Below are 15,506 nucleotides of genomic sequence, written 5' to 3'. Positions count from 1 at the left end.
AATCTCACTACGATAGACTACATGTAGCCAAGATCTTCGAGTTGGGATGTTACCTCGTCGTTCCCCGCTATGGAGAGAGACTCGCCGCTCGGGCCGCTGTGATCTCGGTGACGGAGTTCCGCCTCGATTGCTCCTCGAACATCAAGAACACTATTTATTCCCTCAACGAGACGCGGTGATGTGCCTGCCACCATCGCCTCATGAGTGTGGACACCGTCCTGCAGCCCATGATCGCTCACGAGGAGGAGCTCATCGTCCTCGCGTAAGTCGTTGACCACCTCGCCGACAAACTCGTCGAGTTCACTGTAGGCCTGCATCTGGAGTGTCGGCTGGTCGTAGGTGACGTGACCGATAAGATCGAGTCCGCTTGTATAAGCGAATACGAGGCTCTCTTGACCACCTCGGAGTGCTCTCCGTGCTCGGGCGAGGCGAACCATCGACATCTCCAGACATTGCTCATAAAACGCTGCCGGGTCGGATGAGGTATGGCCACCCCGGGCGCTTCCGTCACGTTCGAACAGGTCTCCGAGGTTCCGCCGAAGGCTATGTTCTCGGTCCTCATTTTCGGGATCGACAACGTAATTCGGGATGCCAATGGTCGCCGCTTCGCGCCCGTCGAATACCGTCGATATTCCCTCTTTTTCATAGTAGGTCGCCGGAACACGAAATGCATCTTCACCGGTGTTGTTGAGCAGCCACGCGCCAATCTTGGTTTGAACCCCGTCAGGCAGCAGGTAGCTCGCGACCGTGCTCCCGTACCGTAACACGGGATTTTCCCATGCGACACCATCCGTGAGTTTGAGCCCATGCTCTTGGGGAGAGAGCCCAGTGATAATCGTTGGCCACAGCTCGTGGGTACTTGGCTCCCCTTCAACGCTGTTTATTGTCTCGATGGACTGATAGCTATCGAGCGTGAGGTTTGGATGTTCCGCAGGGTCTACCAACTCCGGGTCGAGCGCGTCTATACCAAGAACGACCAGCACCATGATTGTCTCAACTCGGCTACGTGCCCATTTAATACTTCTCTACTTGGGCTACTCAGCATACCCCAAAGCCTCCAAGCGGTCTTTGACTGTTCCGTTGTCGACCGTCTCAGGCTGAGAGGATGTAAATTCGACCCATGGGACTGCTGTCAATGGTCTGATTCCTACCTTACAAGGGTGTTCGTACATTCTGGCCTCTGTGAAACGCCCGAACACTTCACCATGGTCAGCAGTGACAACGACGGTGTGACTGTCTGCGACCCACGACTCGATAGCCGGAAGCAACGTCCGCCAGATGCTCCGCACTGATGCGCGGTAGGCATTGTAGGCCCGCTCAACGTCGATCTTCCCACGGGCCATCGCCACCTGCATACCGGCTATCTCCTCGTCGCCGTCCGTCCACGGGCCAAGGTCGGGGTATGCGAGCTCCCATTCGTCTTCGATCCGGGCGACGTAGGGCCAGTGAGGCTGCTGGAGGTGCGCAATGACGGGTGGTGCGTCCCTGCTGACGTGCTCGGTGACTCTCTCGAGGATTGGTTCAGGCAACACGGTCTGGCGGCGCTCGTCCCAGTGGCTCTGCCAGAAGTGTTCCAGTGAGTCAGCCTCGAACTCGAACTTTTTATACTGCGGATTGGCGGTCAGAACCGTCTTGCCGGCGAATAGGTTCCGATCTTCGGCAGCCGCGAGCCAGTCTGGGGTACAACTGGCCGGCGTGGTGACTTCCTGAACAGGCCAATCGACAGCGTTCCGACAGGTGTCAAGCCGACAGGCGTCGAGAATGATCAGGATGTCCCAGTCGCTCTCAGCGATTCGCTGGTGCTGATTAGCGCCGGCCGTTGAGGTGCCCTGCTGGAGCAACCACTTCCTGAGCCGGTATGAAAGCTGCTCGCTTGCGCTGGTGTCTGCCGTCGGGCTCTCTGTCATATATTCGGTTCTCTCACAATGCGTGATAAATCGTCCTTCTCTGGCTGGAACCGGAATATAAATTACCAGAGGGAAAATCAACAAATAGTACACTGCATGTCGACGCCGAATATCGTCTGGATAACTCTTGACAGCCTCCGGTCGGATCACACGACAATCGGAGGATACGAGCGCGACACGACCCCGGAGATGGCCGATATAGCTGATTCGGGCCACGGGTTCGATACGTGCATCGCTCACGGTAAATCCACACTACCTTCCAGTGGCGCAATCTTGACTGGCTACGCTCCGACCCACACGAATATCGGCATCGAAGGGAACGCAGTCCCGGACGGTATTACTACAGTCGCGGAGCGCTTCCGTAACGCCGGCTACCGGACGGCCTGCCTGTCGCGCAACTCCTATCTGAGCTCGGCGACCAATCTTGACCGCGGCTTCGATCGGTTTCAGTGGCTGGCCTCCTCTACAATTCATCAGGTCGGTGCAAAGACCCTCGCCTCGTATCTCTGGAACATCCGGAGCCACTCGGCTGGACTGACGATGGACACGTCGAAACACGCGTCGCCACTACTGATGAACGGTGTCGCGAAGCGATGGCTGGGCGACTTCGAATCCAAGTCTAAGCCGTTCTTTTTCTACCTTCATTATAATGAACCCCACCGACCCTATTATCCGCCGGGGAAATATCTCGACACTTTTACTGATGATCTTGAAATGTCCGGCCGTGAGGCCGCCGAACTTGCGCTCGATATCCACTACAACCTCGATGAAATCGTCGCAAACGGCTGCGATCTGAGTAAGAAAGAGTGGGCTGCTCTGCGTGCGATGTACGACTCGGAGATTGCCTACACGGATGAGATGGTCGGTCAGCTCGTCTCAGAGTTGCGGTCGCTCAATCTCGGTGACACCATCATTGTGGTGACGGGCGATCATGGAGAACTATTCGGCGAGTGGGGCTTGCTTTCACACAGTTACGTCCTGAACGACGCCGTGACCCGCGTCCCGCTCGTTATCGACGGACTCGAAGATCCGTTAGCTGTCGACGACGGTGACATCATCCAGCATAGCGACATAATGCGGACGCTCCTTGAAGTCGCCGGCGTGGACGGTTCGGATACCATTGGAGTGGACCTCCGTGAGGAGGGTCGTGAGTTCGCCGTCTCTCAGCGGGGCCCGAACACCTACGAGGAACTGCTCACTCACAACTCTGACTTTGATTACTCGGCGCTCCACACCGAGACGCTGAGCGCTCTTCGGACCGAGGAGTGGCGCTATCAGGAGAGTGCAGAGAGCGCAGAACTGTTCAACCTAGCCGACGAGGAAACTGACGTACGCGAGGCGTACCCTGAGGTGGCCGAGTCGCTACAGTCCGATTTGGACGACTGGATCGAGGCGAATGGACAGCCGGTGTCGGGGGGCCAGCAAGAGGAGTTTTCTGGCGCGGTTCAGCGCCAGCTCCGGGACCTAGGCTACATGGAATGAAGCTTGGAAAAACCGCCTTCTCACACTTTGTCTCACAGGTCGTTGTCACACTGGCCGGCTTCGCCGCAACATGGCTCATTGCAATCGTCCTAGGTGCAGACGGTCTCGGGCGGTATTCCGTTATTGTCTCGCTGGGCTTTTTTTGGCTGGTGATCCCTGGTAACGCTGTTTCGAACGCGATGAAAAAGCGGATTAGCGAGAGCGACAGTCCCGCCGGCTTCATCGGCGGCGGTATCTTACTCAACGCGGTTGCGACTGCCGTACTCGGCGTCCTCGTCTTGGCGGCCGGCGAACTCCTCGGGGGGATTGTCTCTCGTAACCGCGAGCTGATGCGGGTTCTCATCGAGTACGATATCGAGATCGTGATCATGCTGGTCGCGACAGTGGCATACCGGACGGCACAGGGAAGCTTGCAAGGGCAGAAACGGGTCGCAACAACGGGTTGGCTCAAAGCCGGCGAGCGCGTGACGCGGACCGCTCTCCAGATTGGGGCGCTTCTGGCAGCGATGGGCGTGGCTGGCATCGCGCTGGGGCACGCCATGTCACTTGCCGTCGCCGCCGCGGCCGCGTTCCTGCTGAGCGAGCGGCGGCCGGCGCTGCCCACTGTTGCCCAGCTCTGGAGCCTCCTCGATTACGCCAAGTATGCGTGGATGGGAGCGCTCCGAAGTCGGGTCTTCGGCTGGCTCGATACAATCTTTCTCTCGTTTTTCGTCAGTGCATCTCTCATCGGCATCTACGAGGCAGCGTGGGGTGTCGCATCGATGCTTGCGATCGCGAGTGCGTCGATCAGCCAGACGCTTTTTCCCGAGGTCAGCGACCTGAGCACAACAGACGGCTATGACCGTATCGTTCACTATCTCGACGAGGCGCTGGCGTTCAGCAGTATCCTCGTCATTCCGGGACTTGTCGGTGCGGCCGTTATCGGCGACCGGGTGCTTCGGTTTTACCGCCCGGAGTTCGACCAAGGCACAACGGTGCTGCTCATTCTCATTGCGGCCTATCTTGCCGACGCGTTCGCCTCCCAGTTCACGAACGTCATCAACGGGGTCGACAGGCCTGACGCAGCATTCCGTGTCAATGTAGTTTTTATCGTTTCTAACGCAATCTTGAACGCAGTTCTCATCTGGCAACTCAGCTGGACAGGTGCAGCTATCGCTACCGCGCTGTCGTCGCTGCTTCGGGCCATAGCCGGGTACTGGGTGCTTGGGAACATCGTCGGATCAATCCGTATTCCATACCGGACACTTGGCACCCAGGTCGCCGCAGCCACGTTGATGGCTGCTGCGGTTTTGCCCGTCGCTATGGTGATGCCTTCTGGACGGCTGGGGACGCTGTTGCTCGCTGGCTTTGGCGGGGTCGTCTACGCTGTCGTCCTTGTGCTCATCTCTACGCGAGTCCGTTCGAAGGCCCGATTGCTTATTCCGGAAACGGCACTATAGCAATCCTTAATTATGCCACTGGCGGACCCAGTGGTATGAACAACGTCCTCCTCGTTACTATCGATTCGCTCCGAGCGGACCACGTGGGGTATCACGGGTACGAGCGAGATACCACGCCACATATCGACGCGTACGCGGAAGAAAGCAGCACGTTCCTGAACGCCTTCTCCCATGTCGGCGGCACCCGTTTTTCATTCCCCGGCATCCTCTCGGGCGTGACACCGATGATGTACGGTGGCCACGAACGCATTTCTGCGGAACAGACCCTCATCTCGGAGGTGTTCGACGACGCCGGCTACCGAACCGGCGGGTTTCATTCGAACCTCTATGTCTCCGGGAAGTTCGGCTACGGCCGGGGCTGGGATGAGTTCTACGACTCGGCGCCCGACGAGTCGACTACCTCGAAGCTCCGCAAGTGGGCCAAGACGAACCTCGACGGCACGGTGCTCTCTCTTCTGCGGCGGGGCTACGACTTCCTTGAGTCCTCGCAGGGCATCAACGTCGGGTCCTATCACGTCCCGGCCGATGAAATTACTGACCGGGCGATTCAGTTCATCGAAGACAGCGACGATGAGACGCCGACGTTCGTCTGGGCACACTACATGGACGTCCACCATCCCTTCCTCCCGCCAGAGGAATACCAGCGAGAGTTCCGGGACGAGCCGGTGTCTGACAACGACTCGATCCAGCTTCGTCGGAAGTACATCGAGGAGCCCGAGGCGGTTACACCGGAAGAGCACCAGACGTTCATCGACCTCTACGATGCGGAGATACGGTTCAACGACGCGGAGGTCGGCCGGCTCATGGACGCCGTCACGTCGACGTGGGGAGACGACTACGTGATGGCGTTGACCGCAGACCACGGCGACCACTTCCTCGAACACGGGTACTTCGGCGGCGCCCGCCTGCTTGACGTGAAAAACCACGTCCCACTGTTGATTAACGGCTGGGACGATACGGGAAGCTACGACGAACTAGTCGGGCTGACTGACTTACCCTGCACGCTCGTCGACACCGCTGGGCTCGATATCCCGGACAATTGGTTTGGACAGAGCCTCCGGCGACTCGCCTTCGGCGGAGAGTGGGATCGCAGCGAGGTTCTGGGCGGCTACCACGACAGCGACGGCTACGAGCATATCCGTGTCCGAGAGTCCGACTGGAAGCTCATTGCCCACGAAGACGACACGGACGACGAGCTGTACGACCTGACAGCGGACCCTGAGGAGCAGGTGAACGTCATCGAGGACCACCCGTCTCAGGAACGACGGCTCCGAAAACAGCTCGATGACCACCGGCAACTCGTTCGGGCGACGGAGACGGATGACGTTGAGCGCCCAGACATGGACGAGGATGTCAAAGAGCGGCTTCGACGGTTAGGTTACGACGAGTAGCCGTCGACAGAACGGAGAATATCGCGGTATCGATCACAGGCCGCGTCGAAACTGTACTCACGTTCTATCAGGGTACGTCCAGTTTCACTGATTGCTGCCAGATCATCTCTGTCGAGGATCCGCTCGATACCCGCCGCCAGTGCTGTGGGCTCGCGCGAATCGATGGTGAAGCCGGTTTCCCCGTCCCGTACCACATCCGGGACACCCGAGACCGGGCTGGCATACACTGGCGTTCCGCAAGCCAGCGCCTCCAGAATAGTCGTTGGGAGTCCCTCAGTCGGCTGGGAGGGGAGAATCAGGAGTTGGAGGTCGTTCAGTGCATGTGGGACCTTATCGTGGTCTACCCAGCCAGTCAGTTCCACTTGGCCGGCCTCGATCTCCCCGGCGAGGTCCTGTTCCAGCCACTCTCGGAGGTCGCCGTCGCCGACAAACCGGAAGGTGATGTCGTCGGGGAGTTGCGTGGCAACTTCTGCCAGTTCCCGGACGCCTTTTTCTTCGTCAAGTCGCCCGAGGAATCCGACGATGCGGTCGCGGTCAGCGTAGGGGTGCTGGACACAGAATTCGTCCGTCCGGACGTATCGCGCACCTGTTGGATACACATTCGGAGATTCCGGATGCAGGTCCAGCTGGCGAGCCATCTCCGGCGTATAAGTGACGACGCCGTGAGCCACCGCGAAGCCGGCTCGTTCGAGTGCACGGACGGTCCCAGCGAGGACAGCCGCCACCCGGTCGGGCAACTGCTGTTCCCAGTTCAGCCGGAGCGTCAGCGGCACGTCGCCGCGAGGCTCGACGAGGACAGTCTTGCCGAGTAACCGTGCCACGATAATCGGAATCAGATACGATGTTGCGCCAAAGAACAGGACCACATCCTCGTCCCGGCCGGCGATGACGCGGCACATCCGGAGCTGGTTCAGCAGGAACCGGACGGCGGCGACGGCGACGGAGTCACCCGCGCCTTTGTGCGTGAGTTCAACGAGTTCGTGCTGGTCACGAATCTCTGAATCAGCCGGCAGATCAGCCGTCACGAGCGCGACCGACGTGATCGCAGAGAGGATATCCAGCAGGCTTCGCGTGGCGTTCTCGCCGGCCGCAGCAAGCGGATGCGTGACGACACAGACGCTTGGCAGGTCTGCGTCCTGTGTTTCTGTCTCGCACTCCTGATGACGCGTTGGCTCCGTCATCTGTTACCCCAGACAGTCATCCCGTACAGGTAGCCAAAGCCAACGAATGCAGTGAGCGCGAACAGGAACACGAACTGTAATACCCCGGCTACGGATGGAGAGCGGATAAGGCTCCCAATCCGAGCAGGGACAAACCGAAACAGCAGGTCGCCGAGGAAATCGGACTCCTCGCCGGTCGACTCCGGGACGAACACCTCCATCCCGCGCTTCGAGTACCCCTGCCAGAACGCGCGGTCGACGAGCCAGCCGGGATCGGTCCGGTAGTCGAATATCTTGTGTGCGACGAGGGCGTCTGGGGTGTAGTACACCCCTTCATTGTATTCCGTTCGCAGGCGCGCGCACAGTTCTGTTTCGCCGCCCTGTAGGTTCTTTTCCCCCTGACGGCCGCCGATATCGTCGTCGAAGCCGCCCAGTTCGAGAAATACGTCTCGGTCGAAGGAGATGTTCGATCCGAAGGTGTTACGAACGACGCCGGGTTCGCTGGGGTCGCCGTTCGGTCCGAACCCGCGGTGGGTGACGCCGATGAGCCAATAGAACTCCGCTGGCAGAAAACTGGGTTTGCCGGCGACCCACGCCGGCGTCATCCGGCCACCGACCGCGAGCGCGTTCTGCTGTTCGTAGGCATCGACTAGTGCCGTGACCCACTCCTCGTCGGCGATGGCGTCGTCGTCGAGGAATGCCACAATATCTCCGGTGGCAACTTCGGCCCCATTGTTCCGGCTCTCTAGCAGGCCGACGTTCTCGTCGTTACAGTAGGTCAGAACATCGTCTCGGTCGCCGAAGTCGGATTCGTACTGTCTGTACACATCCCGGTCACCATCCGATACCAGTACGAGTTCCACATCGTCGTAGGACTGGGCTAAGACGCTCTCGGCCGCCGCTTGACAGTCATCGTATCGCTCCATCGTGTGCGTACAGAGCACGACCGAGACTCGCATAGTCGGTGGTGTGCCACCGGTGCTGTTAGGCGTTTCCATCCCGCGCTCGCATAGAGGTCAAAAGGCTTATGCGCGCCTTGGCAGTTTTTCCGTGCAATGAGTCAATCACGGGGCTATCTTGACGACAACCCCGAACTCGAGTCCGCCCTGGAGTGGGCCGAGCGCTGGTACCACGTTCCGGTCCTCCTGGTACTGCTCGGGTTCATGCTGTGGAATCGCGTCCGGAGTTGGGAGAACTTCATCGTTGACGGTGAAGTCCTCTTCAGCGGGAACGATCCCTGGTATCACTACCGTTCGACGCAGTATGTCGTGCAGAACTGGCCCTCGACGATGCCGTTCGACCCCTGGACGTATTTCCCGTACGGGACCAGTACCGGTCAGTTCGGGACGCTGTTCGATCAGATTGTTGCGACAGTTGCTCTGATTGTCGGTCTGGGTTCGCCCAGCGACCAGACTGTTGCGATGACGCTCCTATTTGCCCCTGCCGTGCTCGGGACGCTCGTTGCGATTCCGACGTACCTTATGGGACGGCGACTTGGCGGCCGCCTCGGCGGTGTAACTGCGATTACCGTGCTCGCATTCTCGACCGGAGGACTCCTCCGGCGGAGCCTCGTCGGGTTCTCCGACCACCACGTCGCCGAAGCGCTCTTTCAGGTACTCGGTGTCCTCGGTGTCATGGTGGCCGTCAGCGTCGCCGCGCGGGACAAGCCAATCTACGAACAGTTCATCGAGCGAGATGTCGACGCACTCCGGGACACCATCAGCTGGTCCATGCTGGCCGGTGTGGCGATTGCAATGTACCTCTGGGTCTGGCCGCCCGGTGTGCTTCTTCTCGGGATACTCGGCGCCTTCTTCCTGCTCCGACTGTGTCTGGAGTACGTTCACGACAGTAGCCCGGAACACACGGCCATCGCGGGCGCAATTACGATGGCGACTGCCGCCGTGGTCAGTGCGTCGAGAATCAACGTCCTAGAGATTACAGCAACCGCTCAGTCGCTGCTACAGCCGGGGCTGGCGTTAGCTGTTGGCTTCGGTTGTGTTTTCATGGCGTGGCTAGCCCGATTCATGGAGAAACGCGAGTACGGCCGGTACGTGTATCCAGCGACCGTGTTCGGAATCCTCGCGTTCGGGGCCGTGCTGATGGCAGTGGTGACCCCCGACCTGTGGAGCTTCTTCACAAATAACGTGATGCGGGTAATCGGTCTCACAACCAGTGAAACGGCCGGCACCGTCGGTGAAGCGTCACCGCTACGAGACGCCAGTGTCCTGTTTGACCGCCATGGGTTCGCGGTCATCGTCGCGGCGATCGGTGGCCTGTTTTTGCTCGGAAAGCAGCTCCTCTCCGACGACGCACCTGCCGAAGAGCTACTCGTCGTGGTCTGGGCGCTGTTCATTCTGCTCGCCACGTTTACCCAGCAGCGGTTCGCGTACTATATCGTCGCGCCGATAGCAGTGCTGTCGGGAATGCTGGTCGGGCGATTCATCGTCTGGTTTGACTTCAGTGCCGACGATGGTGTCGAGTACTATCAGGTCTTGACGATTCTCACGGTGCTTCTGGTCATCGTCGTCCCGCTGTTCGCCTTCGGTGCGACGCCGGTCGAAGCTGGTTCAACCGGACCCAGGCCGGGTATTCAGGGTTGGGACGAGAGCCTGCAGTGGATGGAGTCGAACACACCAGCGGAAGGAGCATACGGCTCCGGAGGAGAGGCGACGCTTGACTACTACGGCACATATCAGAAGCAGGACGACTTCGACTACCAAGAGGGGCAGTACGGCGTCCTGTCGTGGTGGGACTACGGGCACTGGATTACCACCAGAGCAGAGCGCGTCCCGAACGCGAACCCGTTCCAGCAGGGCACCGAGACGGTCGCACCGTTCCTGATTGCACAGAACGAAACGCAGGCGAACGATATCCTCGACAACACAGACGAGGATGACGCGAAGACGCGGTACGTCGCCGTCGACTGGAAGATGGCCGAGACCAACGGCAACATCCTCGGCAACCGTGGTGGCAAGTTCTTCGCTCCACCGGCATTCGTCGACGGGGTGCAGGCCAGTGATTACTACAGTCGGCTGTACATCCAGTCTCAGAGTGGCGGCGTCCGTCAGGTGACGTTCCAGCAACAGGCCTACTACGAGACGATGGTGACCCGGCTATACCGGTTCCACGGCAGCGCCGCGGAGCCACAACCGATTGTTGTCGACTGGGAGAACAAGCAGACAGAGCGGGGCGGGCAGTACCGCGGTGCGCCGACCAACGAACAGGAACCAGAGGGCCAGCAACCGGGACGGGTCATCCGCGAGTTCGAAAGCGTGGAACAGGCCCGCCAGTACACCGAAAACGACGCGACATCACAACTCGGTGGCTACGGCGGTGCTCCAAGTGAGCGGGTTCCAGCGATGGAGCACTATCGATTGGTCGGCTCCAGCGAAACTGGACCCTACGAGGTGTACGGACTCCAGTCGTTGCGCCAACACTCCGCCTGGACGAAGATATTCGAGCGCGTTCCCGGTGCGACGATTGAGGGGACTGGACCGGCGAACGCGACAGTACGGACCGCCGTGCAGATGCGCAACCCAGCCACGAACAAGACGTTCATCTACCGCCAGCGGACCCAGACCGACCAGAACGGCAACTTCGAGATGACCGTTCCCTACTCTACGACTGGGTACGATGACTGGGGTACTGACGAAGGGTACACGAACGTCAGTGTCCGTGCCGAGACCCAGTACCAGTTCACTGCAGTCGGGACCAACGACGGCGACCGGACCGGCTTTACCGGTGCGACCGAGGTCACTGAAGGACAGGTAATCGGAGAGGACGACTCCGCCGCGACCGTCGAGCTGGAACCGGTAACGATTCAGCAGGGCAACGAAACCAGCGGGGAATCACGCGCGCCAGTGACCGACGGCGTGGCTGAAGCGGGCGCATAGCTGCGTCCCAGCAGCCCAGCCGCTGGTCCGCCGCCTGTTCGACCTCCCGAGACTATCGGATGATTCTGTCGGCCGACTCCATTCTAACAGTGACAGCCATACCGGTCAAAGAGTCGAGCAGCGGACGTGGACTTACTCGCCCAGCGGATTGAACGTGCCGTTGATGTCCCACTCATGGAGACAGTGTGGGTCGCCGGACTGCTTGGTGCCGTCTTCGGAGACGATACGCCAACTGTGTTGTTCCGGGTCCCATTCGTCGACCCGCCCACACCGCTCACACTCGCGTTTACGTGGGGTGACGATTTCAGCCATATCTGGTGCAAGCGCGTGGGTGATTATCAGGCTGCCGGTCCCTGACAAGTCGTCCGGGACGAGTCAGAGCCGACAACGTGGGAGTGCTGTACCGACACTGACGACAGGGGAGTGCAACCGCTATGTGCTCAAAAGTCCGGGAGGTCGTCTGCGCCGACCTCCTCCGCTTCCCAGTCGATGTACTCGTCGGCCAGCACCTCACAGACGACCTGTCCGAACTCGGTCAGTCCGGCGTTGATACCTGAAACGGTGCCCCAGGAATCGATGTCCGGATGAATCTCCCGCTCGCGCCAGTCCTCGGGCAATCCCGGTGCATGGTAGCCCACACGCCCCGCAAAGGAGTCCCAGAAGAAATCGAACTCCTCGATAAGTCCCAGATCCGTGACGATCCTCCACTGGTCGGCATCGAGCGACGCGCCCGCGGCCCATTCTTCGAAGGCATCCGCCCACGCGCCGTCGTCGAGGGCCTCGGCGAGCTCGTTGCGCCGGTATTCGTCACCCTGTACGTCCGCGTCGTCGTACTCATCGGCAGCGACGCCGGTAGACAGCTCCGGCCGCTCCGGCGTCTCGACATCGAGTGTCATAGTCGTGGTATGCGGCGGAGCCGAATAAAGCTCATACTGTTAGCTGGTCCGTCGTGACGGTAGTCGTCACTCCGAGATGACAGTATAGTACGTACAGCAGACGGTATCAACGGTTCGCTTCCCCGTTGAGGGCGCGCTCTCGCAGTTTTTCGCCACGGTCAGTTTCGGTCGTCACGTCAGGAACGGGTACGGGATTCCGGTCCTCGTCGACCGCGACGTACACCGAGTACGACTCTGCGGTCGATTCCGTCTCGCCGGTTCTGATGTTCTCTCGGGCGGCCCGGAGCCGAACTTTGACACTCGTCTCGCCAGCGTCGTAGACGAACGCCTCAATAAGAGCCGTGTCACCGACAGGAATAGGCCGCTTGAAGTTCACCTGGTCCATCCGCGCGGTGACACAGGTCTCGCCGGCAAAGCGCATCGCCGACATCGCTCCGAGTTCGTCCATCCATTTCAGGACGTTTCCCCCGTGGGTTGACCCCAGATGATTCGAGTGATTCGGCTGGACCATCCAGCGGTTCTCGATATAGGTTTCCAGTACCGTTGGCATGGCCCGAGGTTGGCCAGCACTTGGGTTGAGTCTGTCGAACGGGCTTCGAAAACGTGGCTACGCCGAAACGTACTGTGCTTCCCACTCCTTCCGGGCGTCGAGTTCGCGCTGGCCGCGCTTGGTCAGCGTGTAAAAGTTCGTTCGGCGGTCGCGTTCGCCCTTCTCGATGAGTGCCTTCTCGACGAGCGTGTCAAGATTCGGATACAGCCGGCCGTGGTTAACCTCGCTCTCGTAGTAGTTTTCGAGCTCTTCCTTGATTGCTAACCCGTGGGGCTCGTCAAGGCCTGCAATGACGTACAGCAGGTCACGCTGGAATCCAGTCAGGTCATACATCGTATATCCGATACAGTTTGACTCTGTACATATCAGTCTTTTGAATCAGCGAATCGATGACGTATTTACAGATGCCGTCACCGTCCAGTAGTTACCACGGCATCTGTGGCTGTATTAACACGAGAGCTGGTAATAGCTTCGCCCCATGACGAGAACATACAATGCCGCAAACATAATTTCGGTCGGCAGTTCCCGGTGGTCACCTGGACCCGACAAGGGTAAAGGAAACGAATGTGTAACGCGGGTGATGACCGAACACGCGGAGTCGGCGGCAGACGAGCTCCCGGAACCGTCAGGGACGGGGCGCGTCGATGTCGTCGGAACCGCTCACGTTTCCGAGCACAGCGTCACGGAAGTGGAATCAGCGATTGAGGAATCCAAGCCCGACATCGTCGCCGTCGAACTCGATGAGGGTCGCTACCGCCAGATTAAGGGCGAAACGCCTGACGACCTCGATGCGAGTGACCTCCTGCGCGGCAACACCGTGTTTCAGTTCCTCGCGTACTGGATGCTGTCGTACATCCAGACCAGACTGGGCGACCGATTCGACATCGAGCCGGGTGCAGACATGAAAGCGGGCATTGACACCGCCGAACGGCTCGGTCTGGGCGTCGCGCTCGTCGACCGAGACATTCAGACGACCGTCCAGCGGTTCTGGGCGCGGCTAACAGCCGTCGAGAAACTCAAACTCGTCGGCAGCCTCGCGGCCGAAATGGGACCACCGTTGACCGTCGGGCTGACCGTCGGTGCTGTTTTCGGCGGCCTGTTTGCAGTCGTTGCTGGAGCGTTCGGTGGTCCGTTCATCGTCCCAGCTGGTGTCCTTTCGGGAGTGCTGCCGGGCGGCCTCGGTGGGACGGTCGAGGGCCTGCTCGATACGCTGTTGCTCATCTGTGTTGTCGCGGCCGGTGTCGGGATTCCCATCGCCGCACTGCTGGTCCGGTTCCGCGGCGAGGCCGACGTTGAGGAGTTCGATATGGAGACACTGACGGACACTGACGTTGTCAGCGCGATGATGGAGGAGTTCCGTCAGTTCTCTCCCGGCGGCGCGGAAGCACTCATTGACGAACGCGACGCGTTCATCGCCCACCGACTTATCGCTCTCCGCGAGGCCGGCTATCACGTCCTCGCTGTCGTCGGGGCCGGCCACCGCGAGGGGATTCAGGGCTATCTCGACAACCCGGAGACGCTCCCGCCGATGGAGTCGCTCACCGGAACCGAGGGTGGTCGTCGCTTCTCACTGTACAAGCTCGTCGGCTACGGCTTCGGTGTCGTCTTCCTCGTCTTCTTCGGCCTGCTCATCCTCGGCGGCGCAAGCCAGGCCGTCCTGCTGCAGCTGTTCGTTGCGCTGGTCGCCGTCAACGCCGTGCTGGCCGGCGGGCTGGCGAAGGTGGCCGGCGCACACTGGTCGAGTGCGGCCGCCGCCGGTGCGTTCGGCTGGCTGACGAGCCTGTTTCCGCTGCTTGCCGCCGGCTGGTTCGCAGGCTATGTCGAACTGCGGTACATCTCCGTCAACATCAGCGATATCGCGACGCTCAACGAGATACTCAACGATCAGGAGTCGCCGGTCATGGACCTCGTCAGCCGGATGCGCGCCGTGCCGCTGTTCCGGTTGATACTCGTTGTCGCGCTTACAAACGTCGGCAGCGCAATCGCCTCCTACGTCGTCTTCCCGGTGTTGATCCCGTACATCTCGTCGGATATTGGCGGGATGCAGGGCGTTTCGCGCTTGCTCTGGCAGGGCGTCGACGAAGGAATGCAAATACTCCTGGGGGTGCTCTGATGGCGGGTCGGCGACAGCGAGCCACCACAGACCGAACCATCGGCGGCCTCAACTTCAGTCAGCGCGAACTCAGAGACCTCCTCGTCGCCTGGCTCGCGCTCGGACTGGCCTTCACCTTCTTCCTCGAACGGCAGTTCCGCCGCATCGTCTTCGGTCAGTTTGGCGGGCTGTCAGGTGCCGAAATCGCTAGCACGTTCGCCGTCAGCCTGCTGACTGTCGGTGTCGGTTTCCTGCTGCACGAACTGGCCCACAAAGTCGTCGCCGTCCGCTTCGGCCAGATCGCCGCGTTCCAGGCCGACTACCGGATGCTCGGATTCGCCGTCCTGGGCGGCCTCGTCGGCTTCCTGTTCGCCGCACCGGGCGCGGTCGTCCACCGCGGCCGTCTCACGGCGAAGCAACACGGCCTCATCGCTGTCGCCGGGCCGGTGACGAACCTCGCACTCGCCGCTGTCTTCCTCGTCCCGTTCTTCCTCACCGCGTCTATGGGTATCGGAGGATTTCTCCGAGAACTTACAGAAATGGGCCTGCAGATCAATCTCCTGCTCGCCGGCTTCAACATGCTGCCCTTCGGCCCGCTCGACGGCCGAACGGTCCGCGAGTGGAGCACGCCGGTGTTTCTCGTCGTCGCGGTGCCGTCAATTCTGCTCGGTGTCGGCGCGCTGTTCGTTCTCTGAG

14 protein-coding genes are annotated in these 15,506 nt (G+C 60.3%); 6 read left to right on the top strand and 8 right to left on the bottom strand.

The window, feature by feature from the left end; translation table 11 throughout:
* Nucleotides 1–17 precede the first annotated feature (17 nt).
* Together C437_RS04650 and C437_RS04645 are read right to left on the bottom strand one after the other, a co-directional pair.
* The gene (locus C437_RS04650) at nucleotides 18–986 is read right to left on the bottom strand and encodes an alkaline phosphatase family protein (protein ID WP_004515734.1); all 969 of its coding nucleotides are present in this window, start codon (nucleotides 984–986) and stop codon (nucleotides 18–20) included.
* A gap of 48 nt (nucleotides 987–1,034) precedes the next feature.
* Nucleotides 1,035–1,907, bottom strand: coding sequence for a hypothetical protein (locus C437_RS04645; RefSeq protein WP_004515733.1), 873 nt, complete (start codon nucleotides 1,905–1,907; stop codon nucleotides 1,035–1,037).
* A 96-nt stretch (nucleotides 1,908–2,003) separates the two neighbouring features.
* Here C437_RS04645 and C437_RS04640 point away from each other — a divergent pair, with 96 nt between their 5' ends.
* From C437_RS04640 to C437_RS04630, 3 genes are read left to right on the top strand one after another with little or no spacing between them, the layout of a single operon-like run.
* Nucleotides 2,004–3,389: a sulfatase gene (locus tag C437_RS04640; RefSeq protein ID WP_004515732.1), complete on the top strand. Its 1,386-nt coding sequence runs from the start codon at nucleotides 2,004–2,006 to the stop codon at nucleotides 3,387–3,389.
* Entirely contained in the window at nucleotides 3,386–4,828 is a 1,443-nt protein-coding gene (locus tag C437_RS04635) for a lipopolysaccharide biosynthesis protein (protein WP_004515731.1), read from the top strand. The genes C437_RS04640 and C437_RS04635 overlap by 4 nt, the downstream gene beginning before the upstream one ends.
* A 35-nt stretch (nucleotides 4,829–4,863) precedes the next feature.
* Nucleotides 4,864–6,219: a sulfatase gene (locus tag C437_RS04630; protein ID WP_004515730.1), complete on the top strand. Its 1,356-nt coding sequence runs from the start codon at nucleotides 4,864–4,866 to the stop codon at nucleotides 6,217–6,219.
* Here the strand turns inward: C437_RS04630 and C437_RS04625 are convergent.
* Nucleotides 6,207–7,400 carry a glycosyltransferase family 4 protein gene (locus tag C437_RS04625; RefSeq protein ID WP_004515729.1) on the bottom strand — a complete coding sequence of 398 codons (1,194 nt, stop codon included), beginning with the start codon at nucleotides 7,398–7,400 and terminating at the stop codon, nucleotides 6,207–6,209. The genes C437_RS04630 and C437_RS04625 overlap by 13 nt on opposite strands.
* Nucleotides 7,397–8,338 carry a glucosyl-dolichyl phosphate glucuronosyltransferase gene (aglG, locus tag C437_RS04620; protein WP_004515728.1) on the bottom strand — a complete coding sequence of 314 codons (942 nt, stop codon included), beginning with the start codon at nucleotides 8,336–8,338 and terminating at the stop codon, nucleotides 7,397–7,399. Before aglG ends, C437_RS04625 begins: the two co-directional genes overlap by 4 nt.
* A 96-nt stretch (nucleotides 8,339–8,434) precedes the next feature.
* Between aglG and C437_RS04615 the strand changes: the two genes are divergently transcribed.
* Nucleotides 8,435–11,272, top strand: a complete 2,838-nt coding sequence (locus C437_RS04615) for an oligosaccharyl transferase, archaeosortase A system-associated (RefSeq protein WP_004515727.1) — start codon at nucleotides 8,435–8,437, stop codon at nucleotides 11,270–11,272.
* Between the two features lie 132 nt (nucleotides 11,273–11,404).
* Here C437_RS04615 and C437_RS04610 read toward each other — a convergent pair whose 3' ends face one another.
* The 4 genes from C437_RS04610 to C437_RS04595 form a co-directional block, all read right to left on the bottom strand.
* Nucleotides 11,405–11,584: an HEWD family protein gene (locus C437_RS04610; RefSeq protein WP_004515726.1), complete on the bottom strand. Its 180-nt coding sequence runs from the start codon at nucleotides 11,582–11,584 to the stop codon at nucleotides 11,405–11,407.
* Between the two features lie 128 nt (nucleotides 11,585–11,712).
* A complete protein-coding gene (locus C437_RS04605; protein WP_004515725.1) occupies nucleotides 11,713–12,168 on the bottom strand; it encodes a hypothetical protein in 456 nt (151 codons plus the stop codon).
* A gap of 106 nt (nucleotides 12,169–12,274) precedes the next feature.
* A complete protein-coding gene (locus C437_RS04600; protein ID WP_004515724.1) occupies nucleotides 12,275–12,718 on the bottom strand; it encodes an acyl-CoA thioesterase in 444 nt (147 codons plus the stop codon).
* A gap of 57 nt (nucleotides 12,719–12,775) precedes the next feature.
* A complete protein-coding gene (locus tag C437_RS04595; RefSeq protein ID WP_004515723.1) occupies nucleotides 12,776–13,051 on the bottom strand; it encodes a PadR family transcriptional regulator in 276 nt (91 codons plus the stop codon).
* A gap of 247 nt (nucleotides 13,052–13,298) precedes the next feature.
* Here C437_RS04595 and C437_RS04590 point away from each other — a divergent pair, with 247 nt between their 5' ends.
* Together C437_RS04590 and C437_RS04585 are read left to right on the top strand one after the other, a co-directional pair.
* A complete protein-coding gene (locus C437_RS04590) occupies nucleotides 13,299–14,831 on the top strand; it encodes a TraB/GumN family protein (RefSeq protein WP_004515722.1) in 1,533 nt (510 codons plus the stop codon).
* Nucleotides 14,831–15,505, top strand: coding sequence for a zinc metalloprotease (locus C437_RS04585; RefSeq protein ID WP_004515721.1), 675 nt, complete (start codon nucleotides 14,831–14,833; stop codon nucleotides 15,503–15,505). The genes C437_RS04590 and C437_RS04585 overlap by 1 nt, the downstream gene beginning before the upstream one ends.
* Nucleotide 15,506 lies beyond the last annotated feature (1 nt).

Origin of the sequence: Haloarcula vallismortis ATCC 29715, from assembly GCF_000337775.1 — an archaeon.
Taxonomy (GTDB): domain Archaea; phylum Halobacteriota; class Halobacteria; order Halobacteriales; family Haloarculaceae; genus Haloarcula; species Haloarcula vallismortis.
The sequence above is the reverse complement of the archived record's forward strand: the minus strand, read 5'-3'. Positions and strand labels throughout refer to the sequence as shown.

Bases quoted from the DNA above. Each gene is read 5' to 3' on its own strand.
- C437_RS04650 (WP_004515734.1), bottom strand. From the start codon at position 986: ATGGTGCTGGTCGTTCTTGGTATAGACGCGCTCGACCCGGAGTTGGTA.
- C437_RS04645 (WP_004515733.1), bottom strand. From the start codon at position 1,907: ATGACAGAGAGCCCGACGGCAGACACCAGCGCAAGCGAGCAGCTTTCA.
- C437_RS04640 (WP_004515732.1), top strand. From the start codon at position 2,004: ATGTCGACGCCGAATATCGTCTGGATAACTCTTGACAGCCTCCGGTCG.
- C437_RS04635 (WP_004515731.1), top strand. From the start codon at position 3,386: ATGAAGCTTGGAAAAACCGCCTTCTCACACTTTGTCTCACAGGTCGTT.
- C437_RS04630 (WP_004515730.1), top strand. From the start codon at position 4,864: ATGAACAACGTCCTCCTCGTTACTATCGATTCGCTCCGAGCGGACCAC.
- C437_RS04625 (WP_004515729.1), bottom strand. From the start codon at position 7,400: ATGACGGAGCCAACGCGTCATCAGGAGTGCGAGACAGAAACACAGGAC.
- aglG (WP_004515728.1), bottom strand. From the start codon at position 8,338: ATGCGAGTCTCGGTCGTGCTCTGTACGCACACGATGGAGCGATACGAT.
- C437_RS04615 (WP_004515727.1), top strand. From the start codon at position 8,435: ATGAGTCAATCACGGGGCTATCTTGACGACAACCCCGAACTCGAGTCC.
- C437_RS04610 (WP_004515726.1), bottom strand. From the start codon at position 11,584: ATGGCTGAAATCGTCACCCCACGTAAACGCGAGTGTGAGCGGTGTGGG.
- C437_RS04605 (WP_004515725.1), bottom strand. From the start codon at position 12,168: ATGACACTCGATGTCGAGACGCCGGAGCGGCCGGAGCTGTCTACCGGC.
- C437_RS04600 (WP_004515724.1), bottom strand. From the start codon at position 12,718: ATGCCAACGGTACTGGAAACCTATATCGAGAACCGCTGGATGGTCCAG.
- C437_RS04595 (WP_004515723.1), bottom strand. From the start codon at position 13,051: ATGTATGACCTGACTGGATTCCAGCGTGACCTGCTGTACGTCATTGCA.
- C437_RS04590 (WP_004515722.1), top strand. From the start codon at position 13,299: ATGACCGAACACGCGGAGTCGGCGGCAGACGAGCTCCCGGAACCGTCA.
- C437_RS04585 (WP_004515721.1), top strand. From the start codon at position 14,831: ATGGCGGGTCGGCGACAGCGAGCCACCACAGACCGAACCATCGGCGGC.